The sequence below is a fragment of the Gordonia alkaliphila genome (genome assembly GCF_023017165.1).
In the GTDB taxonomy this organism is placed as follows: Bacteria; Actinomycetota; Actinomycetes; order Mycobacteriales; family Mycobacteriaceae; genus Gordonia; species Gordonia alkaliphila.
This window is the reverse complement of sequence record NZ_JALKBW010000001.1, coordinates 1,086,314-1,105,940: the sequence shown is the minus strand read 5'-3', so window position 1 is coordinate 1,105,940 and position 19,627 is coordinate 1,086,314. Positions and strand designations below refer to the sequence as shown.

At 66.0% G+C, this 19,627-nt stretch carries 17 protein-coding genes and 1 rRNA gene; 10 read left to right on the top strand and 8 right to left on the bottom strand.

The window, feature by feature from the left end:
• Window positions 1-62: 62 nt before the first annotated feature.
• Together MUG78_RS04860 and MUG78_RS04855 are read right to left on the bottom strand one after the other, a co-directional pair.
• Window positions 63-1,742 (bottom strand): PHA/PHB synthase family protein, encoded by a 1,680-nt coding sequence (locus MUG78_RS04860; RefSeq protein WP_246992717.1) that lies wholly within the window; start codon window positions 1,740-1,742, stop codon window positions 63-65.
• A gap of 58 nt (window positions 1,743-1,800) precedes the next feature.
• Window positions 1,801-2,286: a MaoC family dehydratase gene (locus MUG78_RS04855; RefSeq protein WP_308221329.1), complete on the bottom strand. Its 486-nt coding sequence runs from the start codon at window positions 2,284-2,286 to the stop codon at window positions 1,801-1,803.
• A gap of 436 nt (window positions 2,287-2,722) precedes the next feature.
• Between MUG78_RS04855 and MUG78_RS04850 the strand changes: the two genes are divergently transcribed.
• Window positions 2,723-3,241: a glycine cleavage system transcriptional repressor gene (locus tag MUG78_RS04850; protein WP_246992715.1), complete on the top strand. Its 519-nt coding sequence runs from the start codon at window positions 2,723-2,725 to the stop codon at window positions 3,239-3,241.
• Window positions 3,242-3,301: 60 nt separating this feature from the next.
• Window positions 3,302-3,682: a helix-turn-helix domain-containing protein gene (locus MUG78_RS04845; protein ID WP_246992713.1), complete on the top strand. Its 381-nt coding sequence runs from the start codon at window positions 3,302-3,304 to the stop codon at window positions 3,680-3,682.
• A 70-nt stretch (window positions 3,683-3,752) separates the two neighbouring features.
• Here MUG78_RS04845 and MUG78_RS04840 read toward each other — a convergent pair whose 3' ends face one another.
• From MUG78_RS04840 to MUG78_RS04825, 4 genes are all read right to left on the bottom strand, one after another.
• On the bottom strand, window positions 3,753-4,049 hold the full coding sequence (locus tag MUG78_RS04840) for a hypothetical protein (protein ID WP_246992712.1): 297 nt from the start codon (window positions 4,047-4,049) through the stop codon (window positions 3,753-3,755).
• Window positions 4,050-4,164: 115 nt separating this feature from the next.
• Window positions 4,165-5,397 (bottom strand): MFS transporter, encoded by a 1,233-nt coding sequence (locus tag MUG78_RS04835; RefSeq protein WP_246992710.1) that lies wholly within the window; start codon window positions 5,395-5,397, stop codon window positions 4,165-4,167.
• 259 nt (window positions 5,398-5,656) lie between these two features.
• Window positions 5,657-7,486 (bottom strand): acyl-CoA dehydrogenase, encoded by a 1,830-nt coding sequence (locus MUG78_RS04830; RefSeq protein ID WP_246992708.1) that lies wholly within the window; start codon window positions 7,484-7,486, stop codon window positions 5,657-5,659.
• Between the two features lie 148 nt (window positions 7,487-7,634).
• Complete coding sequence (locus tag MUG78_RS04825; protein ID WP_246992706.1) at window positions 7,635-8,402, bottom strand: deoxyribonuclease IV; 768 nt, start codon at window positions 8,400-8,402, stop codon at window positions 7,635-7,637.
• 101 nt (window positions 8,403-8,503) lie between these two features.
• On the opposite strand from MUG78_RS04825, the gene MUG78_RS04820 reads away from it, so the two are divergent.
• Window positions 8,504-9,808 (top strand): phosphatase PAP2 family protein, encoded by a 1,305-nt coding sequence (locus tag MUG78_RS04820; protein ID WP_246992704.1) that lies wholly within the window; start codon window positions 8,504-8,506, stop codon window positions 9,806-9,808.
• Window positions 9,809-9,871: 63 nt separating this feature from the next.
• On the opposite strand, the gene MUG78_RS04815 is transcribed toward MUG78_RS04820, so the two are convergent.
• Window positions 9,872-10,711 (bottom strand): thioesterase family protein, encoded by an 840-nt coding sequence (locus MUG78_RS04815; RefSeq protein ID WP_246992702.1) that lies wholly within the window; start codon window positions 10,709-10,711, stop codon window positions 9,872-9,874.
• 22 nt (window positions 10,712-10,733) lie between these two features.
• Here MUG78_RS04815 and MUG78_RS04810 point away from each other — a divergent pair, with 22 nt between their 5' ends.
• On the top strand, window positions 10,734-11,333 hold the full coding sequence (locus tag MUG78_RS04810) for an HdeD family acid-resistance protein (RefSeq protein ID WP_246992700.1): 600 nt from the start codon (window positions 10,734-10,736) through the stop codon (window positions 11,331-11,333).
• Here MUG78_RS04810 and MUG78_RS04805 read toward each other — a convergent pair.
• Complete coding sequence (locus MUG78_RS04805; RefSeq protein ID WP_246992698.1) at window positions 11,323-11,901, bottom strand: hypothetical protein; 579 nt, start codon at window positions 11,899-11,901, stop codon at window positions 11,323-11,325. The genes MUG78_RS04810 and MUG78_RS04805 overlap by 11 nt on opposite strands.
• 157 nt (window positions 11,902-12,058) lie before the next feature.
• Here MUG78_RS04805 and MUG78_RS04800 point away from each other — a divergent pair, with 157 nt between their 5' ends.
• The 6 genes from MUG78_RS04800 (at window position 12,059) to MUG78_RS04775 (ending at window position 19,205) form a co-directional block, all read left to right on the top strand.
• On the top strand, window positions 12,059-12,982 hold the full coding sequence (locus tag MUG78_RS04800; RefSeq protein ID WP_372493121.1) for a cation diffusion facilitator family transporter: 924 nt from the start codon (window positions 12,059-12,061) through the stop codon (window positions 12,980-12,982).
• A 37-nt stretch (window positions 12,983-13,019) separates the two neighbouring features.
• Complete coding sequence (locus tag MUG78_RS04795) at window positions 13,020-13,418, top strand: DUF5709 domain-containing protein (protein WP_246992694.1); 399 nt, start codon at window positions 13,020-13,022, stop codon at window positions 13,416-13,418.
• A gap of 3 nt (window positions 13,419-13,421) precedes the next feature.
• Window positions 13,422-13,994, top strand: coding sequence for a TetR/AcrR family transcriptional regulator (locus MUG78_RS04790; RefSeq protein WP_246992692.1), 573 nt, complete (start codon window positions 13,422-13,424; stop codon window positions 13,992-13,994).
• A 5-nt stretch (window positions 13,995-13,999) separates the two neighbouring features.
• A complete protein-coding gene (gene pta / locus MUG78_RS04785) occupies window positions 14,000-16,093 on the top strand; it encodes a phosphate acetyltransferase (protein WP_246992690.1) in 2,094 nt (697 codons plus the stop codon).
• A 1-nt stretch (window position 16,094) separates the two neighbouring features.
• The gene (locus tag MUG78_RS04780) at window positions 16,095-17,321 is read left to right on the top strand and encodes an acetate kinase (protein ID WP_246992688.1); all 1,227 of its coding nucleotides are present in this window, start codon (window positions 16,095-16,097) and stop codon (window positions 17,319-17,321) included.
• A gap of 363 nt (window positions 17,322-17,684) precedes the next feature.
• Window positions 17,685-19,205: ribosomal RNA gene (locus MUG78_RS04775) — 16S ribosomal RNA — on the top strand.
• Window positions 19,206-19,627 lie beyond the last annotated feature (422 nt).

Genomic DNA, 19,627 nt, shown 5'->3' with positions numbered 1-19,627 from the left:
AGACCAGAAACGGCGCGAGTCTCTCCGGTGAGAGGCTCGCGCCGTTTCGTGTGGTGGGGTTCTCAGCTCCGAACGTACGAGCCGGGGGCGGCCTCCAGCGGCGGGTTGGCCTTGCTGCCCATGGTCGGCGGCGCCTGCCGCTCGCCGGCGCGCGGGGTGTTCCAGCGGACCCAGTCCTCCCACCAGGAGTTCTCCTGAACGGTCGCGGCCTCGCGCCAGGCTTCGGGGTCGGCCGGCATGGCTGCCTGCTCGAGTTCTTCCGGATCGCCGACGGCCGCCGTCCAGCTCCGCTTGTTGGGCGGGTTCACGATTCCGGCGATGTGGCCGCCGTTCGACTGCACGTAGCGGATCCCGCTGCCGAACAGTCGGGCGCCCGTGTACGACGACGTCCACGGCACCACGTGGTCGTTGACGGCGCCGACGACGTAGACGTCGCCGGAGAACTTGCTCAGGTCGACGGTCTCGCCGCAGATCGTGAACTCGCCCTTGGCCAGCAGGTTCTCGCCGTACAGCTGGCGCAGGTACTGGATGTGCATGGAGGCCGGCATGTTGGTGGCGTCTTCGTTCCAGGTCAGCAGATCGAAGGCCGGCGGCTCCTCACCGAGCATCCAGCGCGACACCCAGTAGTCGAAGATCAGGTCGTTGGCCCGCAGGATGTCGAAGGTGTCGGCCATCGCCGATCCCGGCAGGTAACCGCGCTTGGACATCAGGATCTCGAGCTTGTCGAGGGTCTCGGGGTCGGTCATCAAGCCGAGCTGACCGGTGTTCGAGTAGTCCAGGAGCGTGTTGATCAACGTCAGGTTGCCGATCCGGTCGTCTCCGGTGCCCGCGGCGATCGCCGCCATCGCACCACCGAGGCAGACGGCGGTCAGGTCGACCTTCGGAGCGCCGGTGATCTCCTGGACCACTTCGAGCGCCGATCGGATACCGAGCTCGAGGTAGTCGTCGAAGGTCACGGAGCTCATGTCGGCGTCGGGGTTGCGGTACGAGATCGCGAACACCGTGCGTCCATGCCGGATGGCCCACTCGATGAGGCTCCGGTCCGGAGCCAGGTCCATCACGTAGTACTTGTTGATCCACGGCGGGCTGGCGAGCATCGGCACCGCGTGCACGTCCTCGGTCTGCGGGGCGTACTGGATGAGCTCCATCAGTTCGTTCCGGTACACCACCTGGCCGGGGGTGCAGGCCATGTTCTCACCGACGGTGAAGGCGTCCATGTCGACGCGCAGCGGCTTGCCGTTGCGCGTGGCGGCGTCGGACAGCGCGTGCTGGGCGCCGCGGGCCAGCGACTTGCCGCCGGTGTTGATGGCCTTGATGAGGACCTTGGGGTTCGTGAACGGCGAGTTGTAGGGCGAGATCGCGTCCCACATCATTTCGACGAAGGCCCGGGCCTTGGCGGTGTCGGTCGAGTCGTCGCCGCCGACCTCGATGAGGTCGAGGGCGTAACTGCGAGCGGCGAAGTAGGTCTCGGCGATCGTGTAGTAGCCGGGATTCTCGCTCCACGCGACATCGGAGAACCGGCGGTCGCGGGTCGACTCCGGGCACCGGGGCGCGTCGCCGATGCCGAACGTCACGCGGGTGGCGGCGCCGGGGATCTTGCCCATCCGCGAAGCGAATTCACCGGTGGCGCGGGCGACGCCGAGCGGGTTCTTGGCGGAGGCGCCGACCGCGCGGGCGGTCGCACCCAGGAAGCCGACGGGATCGATCTCGGCGCTGAGACGAGTGACGAGTGAGTTCTTCATTTCCTGCTAACTGCTGGTCTGTGTACGAGGGAGGGGTGCGTGGCGGCGTCGGGCGACGTCAGCGGAGGTAGCGCATGATCATCTCGGCGACGCAGACCGGTCGATCGACGCCCTCTGCGTTGAACGTCAGTGCGACGGTGAGCTGCCATCCGCCGGCGACGTCGTCCACGGCGAGGACTCGAGCGGAGGCGCTCACCTCGGACCCGACCGGAACGGGTGCGGGGAACCGCACCTTGTTGAGGCCGTAGTTGATGATCTGGGCGGCGTCGTCGACTTCCAGCAGGTCCCAGAACAGCGGGACGGTTAGCGACAGCGTGAGGTAGCCGTGCGCGACGGTGGTGCCGAACGGACCGTCCTTGGCGCGCTCGGGGTCGACGTGGATCCACTGGTGGTCGCCGGTGGCTTCGGCGAACGCATTGACCTGCTCCTGGGTGATGCGGATGCGCTTCGACGTACCCAGTTCCCGGCCGGTGAGGGACGGGAGCTCGGTGACATGCAGTCGGTGGGCAGCGGCGGGAGCGTCGTTGTCGCGGGAGTTGGTCACATCGTCCTATCTTGTGGAATGCCGAGATGAGTCGACTATTCGTCGTATATAAAGTGGATTCTCAGGTCGGCGGAAGAGGGCTTCGACTATCCGGTGGGCGGTGCGGATATCCGATCTGGTGAATTTAATTTAAGTGATTCAAATGCGGATTACTATCGTCTGTGAGGAATCTGACTCAGCGGGTACGTGGCGGCGTCTGCGCTGCTCACGTAGGGGTTTCATCGACTTCGTGTGGGAGCTGCCGTGACGAGTGCGACTACTCGCAAGTAGATTTATCACTACTCGTAAGTAAGCTTTGCACGCTGTCGCGGGGAAATGCACTCGTCCGTTATTAATCGCTTGCTTGATGACTAATGGCGAACGATGAAAAGCGTTGCGCGAGGCCAGGATTCGCAGACTCGTACGAACCTGCGGCCGGTCGGGATACCCTTCGCTCATGCGAAATCTGGTGATGTCGGTGATTGGCGACGACCGTCCGGGCTTGGTCTCGGCGTTGTCCGACGCGGTGTCGGCCAACGGGGGCAACTGGGAGCGGAGTCAGCTCGCTCAGCTGGCCGGAAAATTCGCGGGCATCGTCGTGGTGGCGGTGCCGCAGGACCGCTCCGGGGAGCTCATCGACGCCGTCACGAACCTCGAGGGCCTGCTCGAGGTCGTCGTGCATTCGGCGGGCGCTTCGGTGGCGCGCGCAGGCGACTGGTCGTCGCTCACCATCGGAGTGCTGGGCAACGATCGCCCGGGCATCGTGCACGAGTTGTCCGCCGCGCTCAGCGCGAGCGGGGTCACCATCGAGAAGATGATCACCGGCACGCGCGACGCTCCGATGGCCGGCGGGATGCTCTTCGAGGCGCAGTTGGACGTCCTGGTGCCGCCGGACGCCGACGTCGCGACGATCCGTGCGGATCTGGAGCGCATCGCCGATGAATTGCTGGTCGACCTCGGGATCGACGGCGCGTAGTCGGCCCGGAGTCTTCGGTGCGGGCGAGTCTCGGCGGGTGTGCCTGGCTACGATCAGTGCATGAAGGATGGGGACTTCCAGCCGCTGTCGCTCGGTGAGCTCATCAGGACGCAGCGCGAGATGACCGCGATGCCGATGCGCAAACTCGCCGAGATGGTCGGGATCTCGAACCCGTATCTATCGCAGATCGAGCGGAACCTTCGCGAACCCAGCGATCGCGTGCTCGACGCCATCGCCGATCAGTTGCACCTGTCGGCCGACGCGCTCGCGGCGTCGACGCGGAAGTCGGACCCGGAAGGGCAGTCGGAGGTGGTCACGGCGATCCGTCGGGACCCGGATCTGACCCGCGCGCAGCGCGACGCCCTGGAGGAGATGTACGAGAGCTTCACCGAGGTCACCGTCGCGAACCGGCGTCGGCGGTCGCCGAAGGAAGAAGGCTGACCCCAGCGCGCAGAAACGCCGACGGCGCGAACCCGATGATCGGGTTCGCGCCGTCGGCGTTTCGGTGCTGTTACGCGAAGACCGAGCGGGCCGCGGAGACGCCGGCTGCGTTGATGTCCTCGACCAGCTTGGTCTGGGCAGCGACGGCGTCGTCGATGGCCGCGACGCCGGTGGTGACGATGAGCTTCTTCTGGAGGTCCAGGACGGTGCCGACCGACTTCTCGTAGATGTCGATCGAGGCGAGGGCGCCCTGCTTGGCGGTGTTCAGCAGCGCGTCCTGGACGTCCTCGACCTTCTTGGTCGAAGCGTCGATCGCGTCGGTGATCTGGGTGGCGGCGGTCTTGGTCGCGGCGGTCTGTGCAGCCATGGTGGTGCTCCTCTGTGTTGGAAGGGCGGACCGTGATCCGCTCTGACACTTAACAAGTTAGCATGTTGATTGCTAACTTGTCGTGTGGTGTCGGTCACCTCGCGGATCCCGGGAGCTATAGCTCCACTTCGCTCTCGACGTGCGGAGCGTTGCGGGTGCCGAGCGCGCCGAGGACGGCCGCGCCCAGGCAGGCGACGGCGACAGCGCCTGCGAACCAGGGGAAGATCGCAGCCGTCCCGTAGCGGGAGGCCACGGTGCCGGCGACGACCGTCGGGATGCCCATCGCGAGATAGCCGAGCAGGTAGTACGCGCTCATCACGCGGCCGCGTGAATCGGCCGGGGTCACCTCGCTGAGGTGTCGCAGTGAACCGCCGAAGGCCAGCCCGAACACGGCGCCGAGGAACAGCGAGTCGACGATGATGGCGGTCATCGAGCCGCTGCGCACGGCGAAGATCGCGCCGATGAGCGCGATGATCATGCCGATGTCGCCGGCGATGGCGGTGGCGCGCGGCGGGAAACGGCCGCCGACGAACTGCGACGCGGCGGCGGCCGCGGCCATCACCGCGATGACGCTGCCGACGAAGATCAGCGATGTCTGGCCGGTGGTCTGTTGGGCGAGTGCCGGGTACAGGCTGAGGAAGACGCCGAGGACCGACCATGCGGTCAGGATGCCGATTCCGGAGAACCAGAAGTCGGAGCGGATCTCCGCGGGCACCGACGGGGCGCTGAGTCGGATCTTGGCGCCGGTGCGGCCCGTGTGCGGCTCCACCAGCGCGATGGTCGCCGCGAGCAGCCCGAGCACCACCACCAGCATGATCGCGTACGGCAGGCGCAGTGGGATCGACGACCACTGAGCGGCCGCGGCGGCGCCGAGCACGGTCAGTGCGATGCCTGCGTTGAGGGCCGCGCCGCTGACCGCGCCGTTGCGGGCGCCGTCGTACGGGCGGACGTCGAGCAGTGCGGCACCGGAGACCACGATGACGGCGCCGATCGCGGCGCCGTGCAACAGTCGGGCCAGCAGGAGTTCCCACAGCTGCGTGGCGAACAGGAAGATCATCAGGCCCACGAGGATCGTCACCAGCGAGGTCACCAGAACCGGTTTGCGGCCGACTGCATCGGAGATCGGCCCCACGGTCATGGCGGCGGTCAGTGCGCCGACGGCGTACACGGCGAAGATCAACGTGGTGGTGAGCGGTCCGAAGCCCCACTGCTCGGCGTAGACCGGGTAGAGCGGCGACGGCAGCGCGGACGTGCCCAGTGCCAGCGCCAGCAGGGCCAGGAGCAGGAGGAACGACCAGGGCTGCGGGTGAATGTGGCGGGGTCCCCGGGTGCCCTCATTTCCTGTCATGGATGCGAGGGTAGACCACCGGCTGAGCGCTCGTTCAGGCCGTGTGCCCGGCGTCGAACCGCCGTCTGGGCTGGGCTCGACGGCCTACTGGAGAGTTCGCTGGCATAGGGGAGGTCACCGTGGTCAATATGACCAAGGCGGGCCCGCCGGTGTCAGTGAACTCCGCCGACGCGCGGTGGTGGATGCGAGGAACCCCGCCGGTTGCCCGGCGGGGTTCCTCGTGTGCGGATCCTGAGCTCGTCGAAGGACGAGGAGCGGGTCAGAAAGCGGCTTCGTCGAGTTCCATCAGATCATTATCGACGTTCTCCACGGTGCCGCGGATGGCGGTCAGCAGCGGCAGCATGTTCTTGGCGAAGAAGGTGGCCGTGGCGACCTTGCCCTCGTAGAACGGCTTGTCGTCGCCTGCGGCGCCGGCGTCGAGGGCCTTCAGGGCCACCTCGGCCTGACGCAGCAGTAGCCAGCCGACAACCAGGTCGCCGACAGCCATCAGGAAGCGGACCGAACCGGTGCCGACCTTGTACAGCTGCTTCGGGTCCTCCTGCGCGGACATCAGGAAGCCGGTGAGCGCGGCGGCCATGCCCTGCACGTCTTCCAGAGCGGTCTTCAGCAGCGCGTACTCGGCGGCCAGGCGCTCGTCGGCCGCGGCCTCGATGGTCGCGTTGACCTGACCGGCGACGTGGCCCAGTGCCTGGCCCTTGTCGCGGATGATCTTGCGGAAGAAGAAGTCCTGCGCCTGGATGGCGGTGGTGCCCTCGTACAGCGAGTCGATCTTCGAGTCGCGGATGTACTGCTCGATCGGGTAGTCCTGCAGGAAGCCGGAACCGCCCAGGGTCTGCAGCGACTCGGTGAGCTTCTCGTAGGCGCGCTCGGAGCCGACACCCTTGACGATCGGGAGCAGCAGGTCGTTGACCTTGTGCGCCATCTCGGCGTCGGCGCCGGAGACGATGTTCGCGGCGACGGCGTCCTGGTGCGACGCGGTGTACAGGTACACGGCGCGCAGGCCCTCGGCGTACGCCTTCTGGGTCAGCAGGGCGCGACGCACGTCCGGGTGGTGGGTGATGGTGACGCGCGGAGCGGCCTTGTCGGTCATCTGCGTCAGGTCGGCGCCCTGGACGCGCTGCTTGGCGTAGTCGAGCGCGTTGAGGTAACCGGTCGACAGGGTGGCGATGGCCTTGGTGCCCACCATCATGCGAGCGTGCTCGATGACGTCGAACATCTGGGCAATACCCGAGTGGACCTCGCCGACGAGCCAGCCCTTGGCCGGGACGCCGTGCTGGCCGAAGGTGACCTCGCAGGTGCTGGAGGCCTTGATGCCCATCTTGTGCTCGACGTTGGTGACGAAGGCGCCGTTGCGCTCGCCGAGTTCACCGGTCTCGTGGTCGAAGTGGAACTTCGGTACGAAGAACAGCGACAGTCCCTTGGTGCCCGGGCCCGCGCCCTCGGGGCGCGCGAGCACGAGGTGGAAGATGTTCTCGGTCATGTCCTGGTCGGCCGAGGTGATGAAGCGCTTCACACCCTCGATGTGCCAGGTTCCGTCTTCCTGCTTGATGGCCTTGGTGGTGCCTGCGCCCACGTCCGAGCCGGCATCCGGCTCGGTGAGGACCATGGTGGCGCCCCAGCCGCGCTCGGAGCAGATGGCAGCCCACTTCTTCTGCTCATCGGTGCCGTTGTCGTAGAAGATGTTCGAGAACCCAGCGCCGGCCGCGTACATGAACACGGGCGGGTTGGCGCCCAGGATCATCTCGCCGAGGGCCCAGTACAGCGAACGCGGAGCGGGCAGGCCGCCGAGCTCCTCGTCGACGCCGACCTTGTCCCAGCCGGCCTCGATGAAGGCGTTGTACGACTTCTTGAAGCTCTCCGGGATGGTCACCGAGTGGTCGGCCGGGTCGAACACGGGCGGGTTGCGGTCCGCGTCGGCGAAGGACTCGGCGATCGGTCCCTCGGCGAGGGTGCGGACCTCGCGCAGCATGTCGACGGCGGTCTCGTGGTCGAGGTCGCCGAACTCGCCGGACTCCAGTACCTGGTCGAGCTGGTACATCTCGAAGAGGTTGAAGTGCAGGTCGCGAAGGTTGGACTTGTAGTGGCCCATGGTCTTCCAATCTCAAGTACGTCAAGGAGGGCTGACCGGACAAGTTACTTGCCGGTAACTCTTGACAGACTACCCAACGTTCCGGTGGTGGACAACCGCGCAGTGTTGTGGTTGTGCTTACAATTGCAAGCGGCGAGTGGGGCGGGGCTTAGAGCTCCCGCAAATACGCTAGATCGGCCGGAATGCCCTCGGCGGGCGTCTCCAGGATCGTCGGGGCGTTCGCTTGCGCCATCAGTTCGGCCAGCACGTCCGGAGCGATGTGGCCCGACTCCAGGTTCGCGTGCCGGTCGCGCCCGGAGTCGAACTCGTCGCGGGAGTTGTTCAGGTGCACCAGGTCGATGCGGCCGGTGATCGCCTTGATCCGCTCCACGAGGCCGACGAGCTCTTCGCCGCCGGCCCAGGCGTGGCAGGTGTCCAGGCAGAAACCGGCCTGGTCGAAGTCGCCGACCGCATCCCAGAGTCGTTCGATCGACTCGAGCGTGCGGGCCATCGCGTGATCGCCGCCCGCGGTGTTCTCGATCAGGATCGGCACCCCGAAGCCGCCCTTGTCCTGCTGGCGTTCGAAGAGCTTGCGCCAGTTGTCGAAGCCTTCGGCGGCGTCCTCGCCGTCGCGCAGATGTCCGCCGTGCACCACCAGTCCGATGGCGCCCAGCTCGGCCGCCGCCGCGGCCTGCTGCTCGACGGCCTTGCGGGACGGCATGCGGAGGCGGTTGTTCAGGCTGGCGACGTTGATCTGGTAGCTGGAATGCACCACGACGTCGATCGGTGAATCCCGGATCTGGGCCGCGTGCGGATGCGGTTGTGGCTGGTTCCACTTCTGTGGATCGGTGACGAACATCTGGAAGACATCGATGCCGAGTTCCTCGGCGGTGGTGATCGGGTTCTCGTCCTGGCGCAGGTGGGCTCCGAGTCGCATGAACACCACGATAGGCGAGCCTGCCGCGCCGTCGGCGGGGCTGCCGGTTTCCGGAGGGGCTGTAGTCTGACCCGGTTGCCGTATGCGTAGGAGCAGTTGACGTGAGTGTGAACAGTTCGGCGTCGCCGACCGGTGAGACCGAACCTGACGATCACCGTCAGACTGACCCGGAGGCGCCCGCCGAGGCGCCCGTGGAGGTGGTCGTCGAGTCGGGACGCGACCTCAAGTGGGTGCGTCGTTCCCTGCTACTGGTGTGGGCCGTGGCCCTCGGTTTCGAGATCGCCATCAACGGCATCGCCTTCGACCGCACCCGACTGATCCTCTACTTGGCCTTCGGCATGGCGGCGGCCACCGTCGGACGACGGCGCGCCATCACGGTGATCATCGACTGGCTGCCCTTCGTGCTGATCCTGATGCTGTACGACTGGACGCGCAACATCGCCGTCTGGCTGGACATGCCGACGCATTGGAAGCTGGCGGTCGACGCCGACAACTGGCTCTTCGGCGTCAACCCCACCGTGTGGCTGCAGTCGCACATCAAGTTCGCCGAACCGCCCTGGTGGGAGGTGATCGTCAGCGTCGTCTACATGTCGTACTTCATCGTCCCGTACGCGACCGCGGCGGTGCTGTGGGTGCGCAATCGGGCGACGTGGCGTCGCTTCGCCGCCTGTTTCATCGCGACGAGTTTCGTCGGCCTGATCGGCTACACGCTGGTGCCGGCGGCACCGCCGTGGGCGGCGGCCAAGTGCACCGCGGCCGACGTGGCCGACTACCCGCACGATCCGGACTGCATGTACCTGCCCGAGGGCCCGGTCGCGGACAACCTGCTGGGGCAGGTGGAACCGGTGCACGAGGGTGCCGCGCCGTATGTCGAGCGGATCTCCACGCGCGGTTGGCACGTGATTCGCGTGGAAGCGGCGAGCAAGCTGATCAAGGGCGGTCAGGGACAGTCGAACCTGGTGGCCGCGATCCCGTCGCTGCACGCCGGCCTGACCATGATGCTGGCGCTGTTCATGTGGCCGCGGACCAAGGCGCTCGGTCGAACGATGTTCATGGGGTACGCGCTGGTCATGGCGTTCGCGCTGATGTACACGGCCGAGCACTACTTCTTCGACATCCTGCTCGGCTGGCTGCTGGCCGCACTCGTGGTCGGCACGGTGGCGTTGATCGACAACAAGTGGATTCAGCCGCGCAACCGCCGACGGGCCGCCCGGGAAGAGGCCGAGCGCGTCGAAGCGGTGGAGCAGGCCGTACTCGACGGTCCCGCGCCGATGCCGCATCCGGAACGGGTGCCGGACCTGGTCTCGCTGCCGGAGGCCGGGGCCTCGACGGACCCGGTGTCGCCGCCGGACTCCGCCGCGCCGCCCAGCCCGACCGGACCGGTGAGCCCCGCGCCGACGGCGTAACCGCCTGCCGGGATCCCCAGATGCGGGATCCCCCAGGTGCGGGGTCCTCGGGTGCGGGGCGGCCTACGACGACCAGAGGTGCGCGCGGGGCGTCTTCGCGAAGTCGATCATCGCGCGGGCGTTCTCCACGGCCGTCACCGTGCCGGTGCCGATCGCGCCGTGCCGGTCGAACAGCGTCGCGGTGCCGACGGAGATGCCGTCGGACGAGAGATGGGTGTCGGCTTCCACTCCGACGCGCACGCCCTCGGGCAGTCGGGCCAGGGCCACGGTGAGGTCGCAGTTGATGAAACCGATGCCGCCTTCGCCCCAGTTGGTCATCAGGCTGGTCGATTCCGCGGTGATCACGGCGCGCTGGAACGGGGTGAGTTCGACGCCGTCCACCAGCGGCAGGGCCTTGGACCACAGGCGATGGCGGTGCGCCTCCTGCTGGCCGGCCATGCTCGTGGTCCAGCCGTCCGGCCCGACGCCGAACCGGGGATCGGCGTCGTCGTCCGAAACGTCCGGAGGGAAGAAGGTGCGCTCGGCCTCCGGGCGCGTCCAGCGACCGCCCGGCGGGTCGACGCTCTCGACGAGGAACACGGTCACGCCCTTGGCGACGAGGATCTTGGCCTCGGCGGCGTCGTCGTGCTGGATCACCTCGAAGCCGGCCACCAGGATGCGGCCGCCGGAGCGCTCCACCGACGTGCGGACGACGGTCGGCAGGCGACGGGCGCTCTTGAACAGTTCGATGGTGAAGCGGGCCGGGCGCCAGCCCTCGCGACGATGTTCGGTCTCCACCGCGTAGGCGGCGATCGCGCAGACGGCCGGACCGTTGAGCGCATCGGGCCCCCACAGGCTGTAGGCCATAGACGTGGGAACAAAGCGACCCGTGTTGTCGCGAGTGAAAAAAGCGGGTTCAGCCATACCGAGAGGTTACGCTGTGCCTATGGTCACTCCTGAAGTCCACCCCGCTGCGCCCGCCGTGCCTCCCGAGGCTGTCAACGCCATCCGCTCGGGCCTGCTGTTCTCGGCCGTGGTCGGCATCGTCCTCGGTGTGCTGATGATGGTGTGGCCGGGCATCACCGTCTTCGTCGCCGGCTTGCTGTTCGGCATCTCGCTGGTGGTGGCCGGACTGTTCCGCCTGTTCTACTCGTTCGCCTCGGTGGGTCTCACCTTCGGGTTGCGCATTCTGATGCTGATCCTGGGCTTGGCCATGGTGTTCTGCGGCGTCATCGCGATCATCAGCCCGGCGGACGCCTGGTGGATGCTGGCGGTATTCATCGGCATCGGCTGGATCTTCGGCGGCTTCCAGGACATGTTCGGCGCCCGCGCCGACGTCGCGGTGGCACCGCGCTGGCTGGTCATCGTCGGCGGCGTGATCTCGGTGATCGCCGGTATCGCCATGCTCTTCCTGGCGCCCGGCGCCACCCTGACCACGCTGGCGTGGCTGCTCGGCCTGATGCTGATCGTGGTCAGCATCGTCACGTTGGTCTCCCTGCCGCGCAAGGTTCCCGTCGCTCCTGCGCCGGGACAGGTCATCGACTGACCGCGCCCCGATCCGGATACCGACCCGGCGTCGCACCGTCGAAATCACTCGACGGAGCGGCGCCGGAGTCGTTCGGCAGCAACCGGCGCAGGTCGGTGAACGACGCCGCGAGTTCGGTGGTGTGCACCAGGGTGAGGCCGTCCAGCGGATCGACGGTGCTCCCGGCGTGCACGGCGGCGGCGCCGAGCAGACGACGGGCGGTGGGTCGGTCGCAGTCCCAGAGCGCATCCGCGGTGCGGACGTAGAGGGCCACGGCCGCGTTCACCGCGTCGAGGTGCAGCAGCGCCCACGCCCAGTGCTTGGCGACGTCCACGGTGTCGGCTTCGCCTCGGCCGTGCGTGCGCACGTACTTGCCGTGCAGTTCCTGGCACAGCAGGTCGGTGTCCTGCCAGAGCTGCAGGAAGCGCATGCACCGGACGCTCGCGTGCAGCGCACGCAGATACGGCACCGAGTACGGGCCTTCGCGGCGCGCGCGGACTTCGCGGAGGACGGAGAACTCCGCGAGCGCGTGGTCGTACTCACCGGCCTCGAACCGTGATCGGGCTTCGGCTTCCAGCTCGTCGAGCATGACTCCACCATGCCCGGCCGGACGCGGCGGTGGGCCGGGTCGGCCGAATCGCGAGACGAACCCGGGCAAAGGTTTCGGGGATCGGGGATTTCGGCGGGGTGTCCGAAGAATGCGGGATTCCGAGAACGGTCGGGTTCCCGGCGGCGGGGATGGAAGGATGAGCGGCATGGACGCCACGCACAACAGAGATCTCAGCCGCTGGGCGCTGCTGAGCATCGCGGCGGCGCTCGTCACCATCGCGCTGAAGTCCTCGGCCTGGCTGATCACCGGTTCGGTGGGTCTGCTGTCCGACGCCGCCGAGTCGGTGGTGAACCTGGTCGCGGCGGTCGTCGCATTCATCGCCCTGCGAGTGGCCGCGCGCCCGGCCGACGACGACCACAACTTCGGGCACTCCAAGAGCGAGTACTTCTCGGCGGTCATCGAAGGCGTCATGATCGTGGTGGCCGCAGGCGTCATCATCTACACCGCCGTCGACCGTCTGCTCAATCCTCGCGAGCTCGAATCGGTCGGCATCGGTCTGGCCATCTCGGTGATCGCCTCGGTGGTCAACGGGGTGGTCGCCTGGCTGCTGATCCGCGCCGGCCGACGGCACCGATCCATCACGCTGGAGGCCGACGGCCGACACCTGCTCACCGACGTCTGGACCACGGCCGGAGTCGTGATCGGCGTGGCGCTGGTGGCGCTCACCGGTTGGCTGCCACTGGACCCGATCATCGCCATCGGGGTCGCGATCAACATCCTGGTGGTCGGCTACCTCCTGATCAAACGGTCGACGGCCGGTCTGATGGATTCCGCGCTCGACGACGAGGATCTCGCGGTGATCGAGGACGTGCTCGAGCGCTACCGCGCCGAGGTCGGGCCGGAGACCGTCGACTTCCACGACATCCGCACGCGCGAATCCGGCCACCTCCGATTCCTGCAACTGCACATGCTGGTGCCCGGCGAGTGGTCGGTCCAGCGCGGGCACGACGCGATCGAAGAAGTGGAGACGGCCTTGCGTGCGGCCCTGGACGAGCTCGTGGTGACGGTGCATCTGGAACCGATCGAAGATCCGCGGGCCTACGAATCGTGGCGGCGGTGAGCGCGCGCCGGGAGTGATCGGGCGATAGGCTCGAGGCATGAGTGATCCCGACGACTTGGTCGACGCGAACGAGGACTATCAGAGCGACCAGCTGCAGCCCGAGGAGACCTTGGAGAACAAGGAACTCGAGGACGTGCTGGACCGCGGCTACTCGCCGCCGGATCGTCGGCCCGCCGAACACCCCGAGCACGAGACGCTGGATGAGCGCCTCTCCGACGAGGAGCCGGACGTCTTCGTCGACGCTGATTCCGGTCGCGACCCGGACTTCCCGTCGAACGCCGAGGTCGGTCGCCATCGCGCGGGTCGCCTGGTGGCGCCCGATCTGGGCACCGAGGCCGACGTGGACGCCCAGCTGCTGGCCAGCGACGCGGGTATCGACGGGGCGGGTGCGTCGGCCGAAGAGGCCGCCATGCACGTGATCGACGACGAACGTTAGGTCATGGATCGCGATCGTCTCGTCGAAGTCGGCGTCGGCCTGATCTCCAGCTTCGGCGCCAAAGCGCTGAGCCTGACCTCGGTGGCTCGGCATGCCGGTGTCGCGCGGGCCACGGCCTACCGCATGTTCGGTGGGCGGGACGCGCTGGTCTCGGCCATCCTGCAGCATGAGTTGGGTCTTATCGCCGACAAGATGGGCGAGTGGGGTGCCGACGAGCCCGATATCGCCAAACGCGTGCACCTGCGGGCGGTGGAGTCGCTGCGATACATCCGCGAGCACGCCGCGCTCCAGTACGTGCTGACCCGGGAACCGGAAGAGATCGTCCGTGCCCTGATCCCGACCCGCGGCTCCAACGAGCCCACGTTGATCGACCTGATCGTGGACGCCACGCTGCCGGAGATCCGCGACGACGAAGCCGCACTTCTCTACCCGGATCCGCGGGGTGCCGTGGAACTCATGATCCGGGTCGCCTACTCCTGCATGCTGGTTCCGGACGGACATCTGACCGACGATCAGATCGCCGATCTCACGGCTCGGGCCGTCGTGCAGAATCCCGACGCGGCGACGATACGCTGACATCCATGACTGGTAACGGGATCGAGTCCGCGAGCGGCATCTACGTCGCCTCGGCCGAAGGGGACACCGGCAAATCGACGGTCGCGCTGGGCGTGCTGGTCCAACTGGCGGCGACCGGCGGTCGCGTCGGACTCTTCCGGCCCATCGCGCGTTCCGCGGCGGGCGAGCGCGACGAGATCGTCGATCTGCTCATCGAGTACACGTCGGTCGACGTGCCGTACGAGGACTGCCTCGGCGTGACCTACGACGACGTGCACGCGGACCCGGACGCCGCGATCGCCGAGATCGTGACGCGTTACCACGCGGTCGCCGCGCAGTGCGACAACGTGTTGATCCTGGGGTCGGACTACACCGACGTCGCCTCGCCGTCCGAGCTCAGTTACAACGCGCGGATCGCGGCCAACCTGGCCGCCCCGATCCTGCTGGTGGTGAAGGCGCTCGATCGCGAGCCCGCCGAGGTCCGCGGCCTGGTGGAGCTGCTGGTCGGGGACATCCGGCAGGCCCACGCGGCCGTGGCCGGCGTGGTGGCCAACCGGTGCGATCGGCACCGGCTCCCGGAGATCGTCGACGCCATCGCCGAGGGCGGATACCGTGCGTGGGCGCTGCCGGAAGAGCCGTTGCTGTTCGCGCCGACCATGGCCGAGCTGGCCACGGCGCTGGACGCGGAACTGTTCAGCGGCGACGAGGAACTGCTCGACCGCGAGGCGATCGACGTGATGGTCGGCGGCATGACCGTCGAGCACATTCTGGAGCGGCTCAGCGAGTCGATGGCCGTCATCGCGCCGGCCGACCGTTCGGACGTGTTGCTGTCGTTGGTGAACGCGAATGCGGCGCAGGGTTTCCCGCGCCTGGCCGGCATCATCTTGAACGGCGGCCTCAAGCCGCACCCGATGATCGACGCGTTGGTCCGCGGCCTGCGGCCCACGCTGCCGATCCTGCAGTGTGAGCACGGCACCTACGAGACCGCGCGGATCTGCTCCACCACGCGCGGCCGCATCGGGGTCGGGTCGGTGCGCAAGATCGACGCAGCGCTCGGGTTGATGGAGCGGCACATGCCGGCCGACGGACTGTTCGCGGATCTGCAGCTGCACGCGTCCGAGGTGATGACGCCGCAGATGTTCGAGTACATGCTGCTGTCGCAGGCGAAGTCCGACCGGCAACACATCGTGCTTCCGGAGGGCGACGACGACCGGATCCTGCGGGCGGCCGGTCGGCTGCTGCGCCGCGGCGTGGCGCGCCTGACCCTGCTCGGGCAGGAGGACGCAGTACGTCGTCGCGCCGAGGAGCTCGGCATCGATCTGACCGAGGTCGACATCCTGGATCCGCGCAACAGCGAGCTGGTCGACGAATTCGCCGCGATCTACACCGAGCTGCGCAAGCACAAGGGCATGACCCTCGATCGCGCCCAGGAGGTGGTGCGCGATGAGTCGTACTTCGGCACCATGATGCTGCACACCGGCATGGTCGACGGCATGGTCTCCGGAGCGGTGCACACCACCGCGCAGACCATCCGGCCGGCCTTCGAGATCATCAAGACCCGGCCCGGGGTCTCGACCGTGTCGAGCGTCTTCTTCATGTGCCTGGCCGACAAGGTCCTCGCCTACGGCGACTGCGCCATCGTGCCGGATCCGACGTCCACCGAGCTCGCCGACATCGCGATCTCGTCGGCGGCCACCGCCGCGGCGTTCGGCATCGATCCGCGGGTGGCCATGCTCAGCTACTCGACGGGCGGCTCCGGTACCGGCGCCGACGTGGACAAGGTCCGCGCAGCCACCGAGCTGGTGCGGGAGCGCGCACCGGAGATCCTGGTGGAGGGGCCGATCCAGTACGACGCCGCCATCGACCGGTCCGTCGCCGTCACCAAGATGCCCGACTCGCCGGTCGCCGGTCAGGCCACGGTTCTGATCTTCCCGGACCTCAACACGGGCAACAACACCTACAAGGCCGTGCAGCGCAGTGCCGGCGCCATCGCGATCGGTCCGGTCCTGCAGGGGCTGAACAAGCCGATGAACGACTTGTCGCGGGGCGCTCTCGTCTCCGACATCGTCAACACGGTGGCCATCACAGCGATCCAGGCACAGAACCTGAAGAAGGGCTGACATGACCGAGTCGATCGCCGACACCATCACGCCGGGGGCAGTGCTGGTGATCAACGCCGGCTCGTCGTCGCTGAAATACCAGCTGGTGGATCCGGCCTCCGAGCAGGTGTACGCGGACGGCCTGGCCGAGCGGATCGGGGAACCCGTCGGCTCCTCCATCACGCACATGGCCGGCAACCGGGAGCGGATCCTCCAGGTGGCGCTGCCCGACCACCGGACGGCCATCGCCGAAGTAGTCGAGCTGTTCCGTGCGGACGGGATCCATCTCGCCGACGCCGGTCTCACCGCGGTCGGCCATCGCCTGGTGCACGGCGGCACCGAGTTCCATTCGCCGATCGTGATCGACGACGCGGTGATCGCCACCATCGAGCGACTCTCCCCGCTGGCGCCGCTGCACAATCCGCCCACCCTGCGCGGAGTGGAGGCGGTCAGCGAACTGCTGCCGGACGTGCCCGCCGTCGGCATCTTCGACACCGCGTTCTTCTACGACCTCCCCGCGGCCGCCGCCACTTACGCGATAGACACCGAGGTCGCCGCCGAATACGGCATCCGCCGGTACGGCTTCCACGGCACCAGCCACCAGTACGTGTCGCGCTGCGCTGCGCGTTTCCTGGGTCGGCGCAACGACGAGGTCAACCAGATCGTTCTCCACCTGGGCAACGGCGCGTCGGCGTCGGCGATCCGCGGCGGCCGACCGGTCGACACCTCCATGGGCCTCACCCCGCTCGAAGGCCTGGTGATGGGCACCCGCGTCGGCGACATCGACCCGGGCATCGCCTTCCACCTCGCGCGGGTGGGCGGGATGTCGGTGGACGACGTCGACCGGATCTACAACAAGCAGGGCGGGCTCAAGGGGCTGTGCGGGGAGAACGACTTCCGCGCGATCCTGGAACGCATGGACGTCGGCGACGCGGCCGCGAAGCTGGCGTACGACGTGTACGTGCACCGCCTGCGCCACTACCTCGGTGCCTACATGATCGACCTCGGCCGGGTGGACGCCGTCGTGTTCACCGCCGGGGTGGGGGAGAACGCCGCCGCGGTGCGCGCCGATGCCCTGGCCGGCCTGGAGAACTTCGGCATCGTGCTGGATCCGGAGCGCAATGCCGAACGTTCTCGGGTCAGCCGCCGCATCTCGACCGACGATTCGCCGATCGCCGTCCTGGTGGTGCCGACCAACGAAGAATTGGCGATCGCCCAGCAGGCCGCCGAAGTGGTCCTGACCAGCTGATTTGTGTTCCACGAACGGCCTGTGTAACTTTATCGGAGTTGCCAGCGAGCAGGGCGCCCGAGAGGGAGCCGGCCAGGGTGACAGACTCTGCTCAATGAAGTTCGCACGATGTATTTAGTCGTGTGGTGTTGTTGGGTGTGTGTTTTTTGAGAACTCGATAGTGTGTAAGAGAAATTTTCTTGTGCCAGTTATGTTTTGGCTGGTGTCGAGGATTTTTTGGACAAGAATTTTGTTTTTGTTTTTGATTGTTTTTTGATGCCAGTCAATTCTTTTTTTGAAGGATTATTTTGGTCAGGTCTTTTCTCCTGGTCTAGTGCTCAGATTATGCTGGCCTCTTTGGGGGTTGGTGTGTTTGGTCTAGTTTTGTTGGAGAGTTTGATCCTGGCTCAGGACGAACGCTGGCGGCGTGCTTAACACATGCAAGTCGAACGGAAAGGCCCAGCTTGCTGGGTACTCGAGTGGCGAACGGGTGAGTAACACGTGGGTGATCTGCCTTGCACTCTGGGATAAGCCTGGGAAACTGGGTCTAATACCGGATATGACCTCTGACTGCATGGTTGGGGGTGGAAAGCTTTTGCGGTGTGAGATGGGCCCGCGGCCTATCAGCTTGTTGGTGAGGTAATGGCTCACCAAGGCGACGACGGGTAGCCGACCTGAGAGGGTGATCGGCCACACTGGGACTGAGACACGGCCCAGACTCCTACGGGAGGCAGCAGTGGGGAATATTGCACAATGGGCGCAAGCCTGATGCAGCGACGCCGCGTGGGGGATGACGGCCTTCGGGTTGTAAACTCCTTTCGCCAGGGACGAAGCGCAAGTGACGGTACCTGGAGAAGAAGCACCGGCCAACTACGTGCCAGCAGCCGCGGTAATACGTAGGGTGCGAGCGTTGTCCGGAATTACTGGGCGTAAAGAGCTCGTAGGCGGTTTGTCACGTCGTCTGTGAAATCCTGCAACTCAATTGTAGGCGTGCAGGCGATACGGGCAGACTTGAGTACTACAGGGGAGACTGGAATTCCTGGTGTAGCGGTGAAATGCGCAGATATCAGGAGGAACACCGGTGGCGAAGGCGGGTCTCTGGGTAGTAACTGACGCTGAGGAGCGAAAGCGTGGGGAGCGAACAGGATTAGATACCCTGGTAGTCCACGCCGTAAACGGTGGGTACTAGGTGTGGGTCTCATTTCACGAGATCTGTGCCGTAGCTAACGCATTAAGTACCCCGCCTGGGGAGTACGGCCGCAAGGCTAAAACTCAAAGGAATTGACGGGGGCCCGCACAAGCGGCGGAGCATGTGGATTAATTCGATGCAACGCGAAGAACCTTACCTGGGTTTGACATACACCAGACGCCGGCAGAGATGTCGGTTCCCTTGTGGTTGGTGTACAGGTGGTGCATGGCTGTCGTCAGCTCGTGTCGTGAGATGTTGGGTTAAGTCCCGCAACGAGCGCAACCCTTGTCCTGTATTGCCAGCACGTAATGGTGGGGACTTGCAGGAGACTGCCGGGGTCAACTCGGAGGAAGGTGGGGATGACGTCAAGTCATCATGCCCCTTATGTCCAGGGCTTCACACATGCTACAATGGCGCGTACAGAGGGCTGCGAGACCGTGAGGTGGAGCGAATCCCTTAAAGCGCGTCTCAGTTCGGATTGGGGTCTGCAACTCGACCCCATGAAGTCGGAGTCGCTAGTAATCGCAGATCAGCAACGCTGCGGTGAATACGTTCCCGGGCCTTGTACACACCGCCCGTCACGTCATGAAAGTCGGTAACACCCGAAGCCGGTGGCCTAACCCTTGTGGAGGGAGCCGTCGAAGGTGGGATCGGCGATTGGGACGAAGTCGTAACAAGGTAGCCGTACCGGAAGGTGCGGCTGGATCACCTCCTTTCTAAGGAGCAAACGATAATCATTGGTTTCGGTGCCGAATGTGTGCCGGCCATGGTTTGTTCGAGGGTGAAACACAAGAAATCCATGCTTACGCGTTCACGGTGAATCATCACTGTGACGTTGTGGTGGCCGTGCGAGTGATTGCCGGCCTGGACTTTTGCACACTATCGGGGTTCTGAGAAAACACCGCCGGCCCTTTCGGGGCTGGTCAGAGGTTTTCTTGGTGCTCACACTTTTCCGCCTGGATTCAGTCTTCTGACTGCTGGGTGTTGGGTGGTGTGGGTGTGTGTTGTTTGAGAAGTGCATAGTGGATGCGAGCATCAAAGTCAAGGACTGTTGATTTTACAGGAGATCTTGTTTTTGGTGTTTGTACTGCAATTATTTTGTGTGTCTCTGTAAGAATTTGTAGAAATACTCATGTTG

Coding starts and splice junctions, on each gene's coding strand:
- MUG78_RS04805 (WP_246992698.1), bottom strand. CDS start 11,901: ATGCTCGACGAGCTGGAAGCCGAAGCCCGATCACGGTTCGAGGCCGGT.
- MUG78_RS04815 (WP_246992702.1), bottom strand. CDS start 10,711: ATGGCTGAACCCGCTTTTTTCACTCGCGACAACACGGGTCGCTTTGTT.
- MUG78_RS04830 (WP_246992708.1), bottom strand. CDS start 7,486: ATGGGCCACTACAAGTCCAACCTTCGCGACCTGCACTTCAACCTCTTC.
- MUG78_RS04810 (WP_246992700.1), top strand. CDS start 10,734: ATGGTCACTCCTGAAGTCCACCCCGCTGCGCCCGCCGTGCCTCCCGAG.
- MUG78_RS04850 (WP_246992715.1), top strand. CDS start 2,723: ATGCGAAATCTGGTGATGTCGGTGATTGGCGACGACCGTCCGGGCTTG.
- pta (WP_246992690.1), top strand. CDS start 14,000: ATGACTGGTAACGGGATCGAGTCCGCGAGCGGCATCTACGTCGCCTCG.
- MUG78_RS04780 (WP_246992688.1), top strand. CDS start 16,095: ATGACCGAGTCGATCGCCGACACCATCACGCCGGGGGCAGTGCTGGTG.
- MUG78_RS04860 (WP_246992717.1), bottom strand. CDS start 1,742: ATGAAGAACTCACTCGTCACTCGTCTCAGCGCCGAGATCGATCCCGTC.
- MUG78_RS04825 (WP_246992706.1), bottom strand. CDS start 8,402: ATGCGACTCGGAGCCCACCTGCGCCAGGACGAGAACCCGATCACCACC.
- MUG78_RS04845 (WP_246992713.1), top strand. CDS start 3,302: ATGAAGGATGGGGACTTCCAGCCGCTGTCGCTCGGTGAGCTCATCAGG.
- MUG78_RS04800 (WP_372493121.1), top strand. CDS start 12,059: ATGAGCGGCATGGACGCCACGCACAACAGAGATCTCAGCCGCTGGGCG.
- MUG78_RS04835 (WP_246992710.1), bottom strand. CDS start 5,397: ATGACAGGAAATGAGGGCACCCGGGGACCCCGCCACATTCACCCGCAG.
- MUG78_RS04840 (WP_246992712.1), bottom strand. CDS start 4,049: ATGGCTGCACAGACCGCCGCGACCAAGACCGCCGCCACCCAGATCACC.
- MUG78_RS04790 (WP_246992692.1), top strand. CDS start 13,422: ATGGATCGCGATCGTCTCGTCGAAGTCGGCGTCGGCCTGATCTCCAGC.
- MUG78_RS04795 (WP_246992694.1), top strand. CDS start 13,020: ATGAGTGATCCCGACGACTTGGTCGACGCGAACGAGGACTATCAGAGC.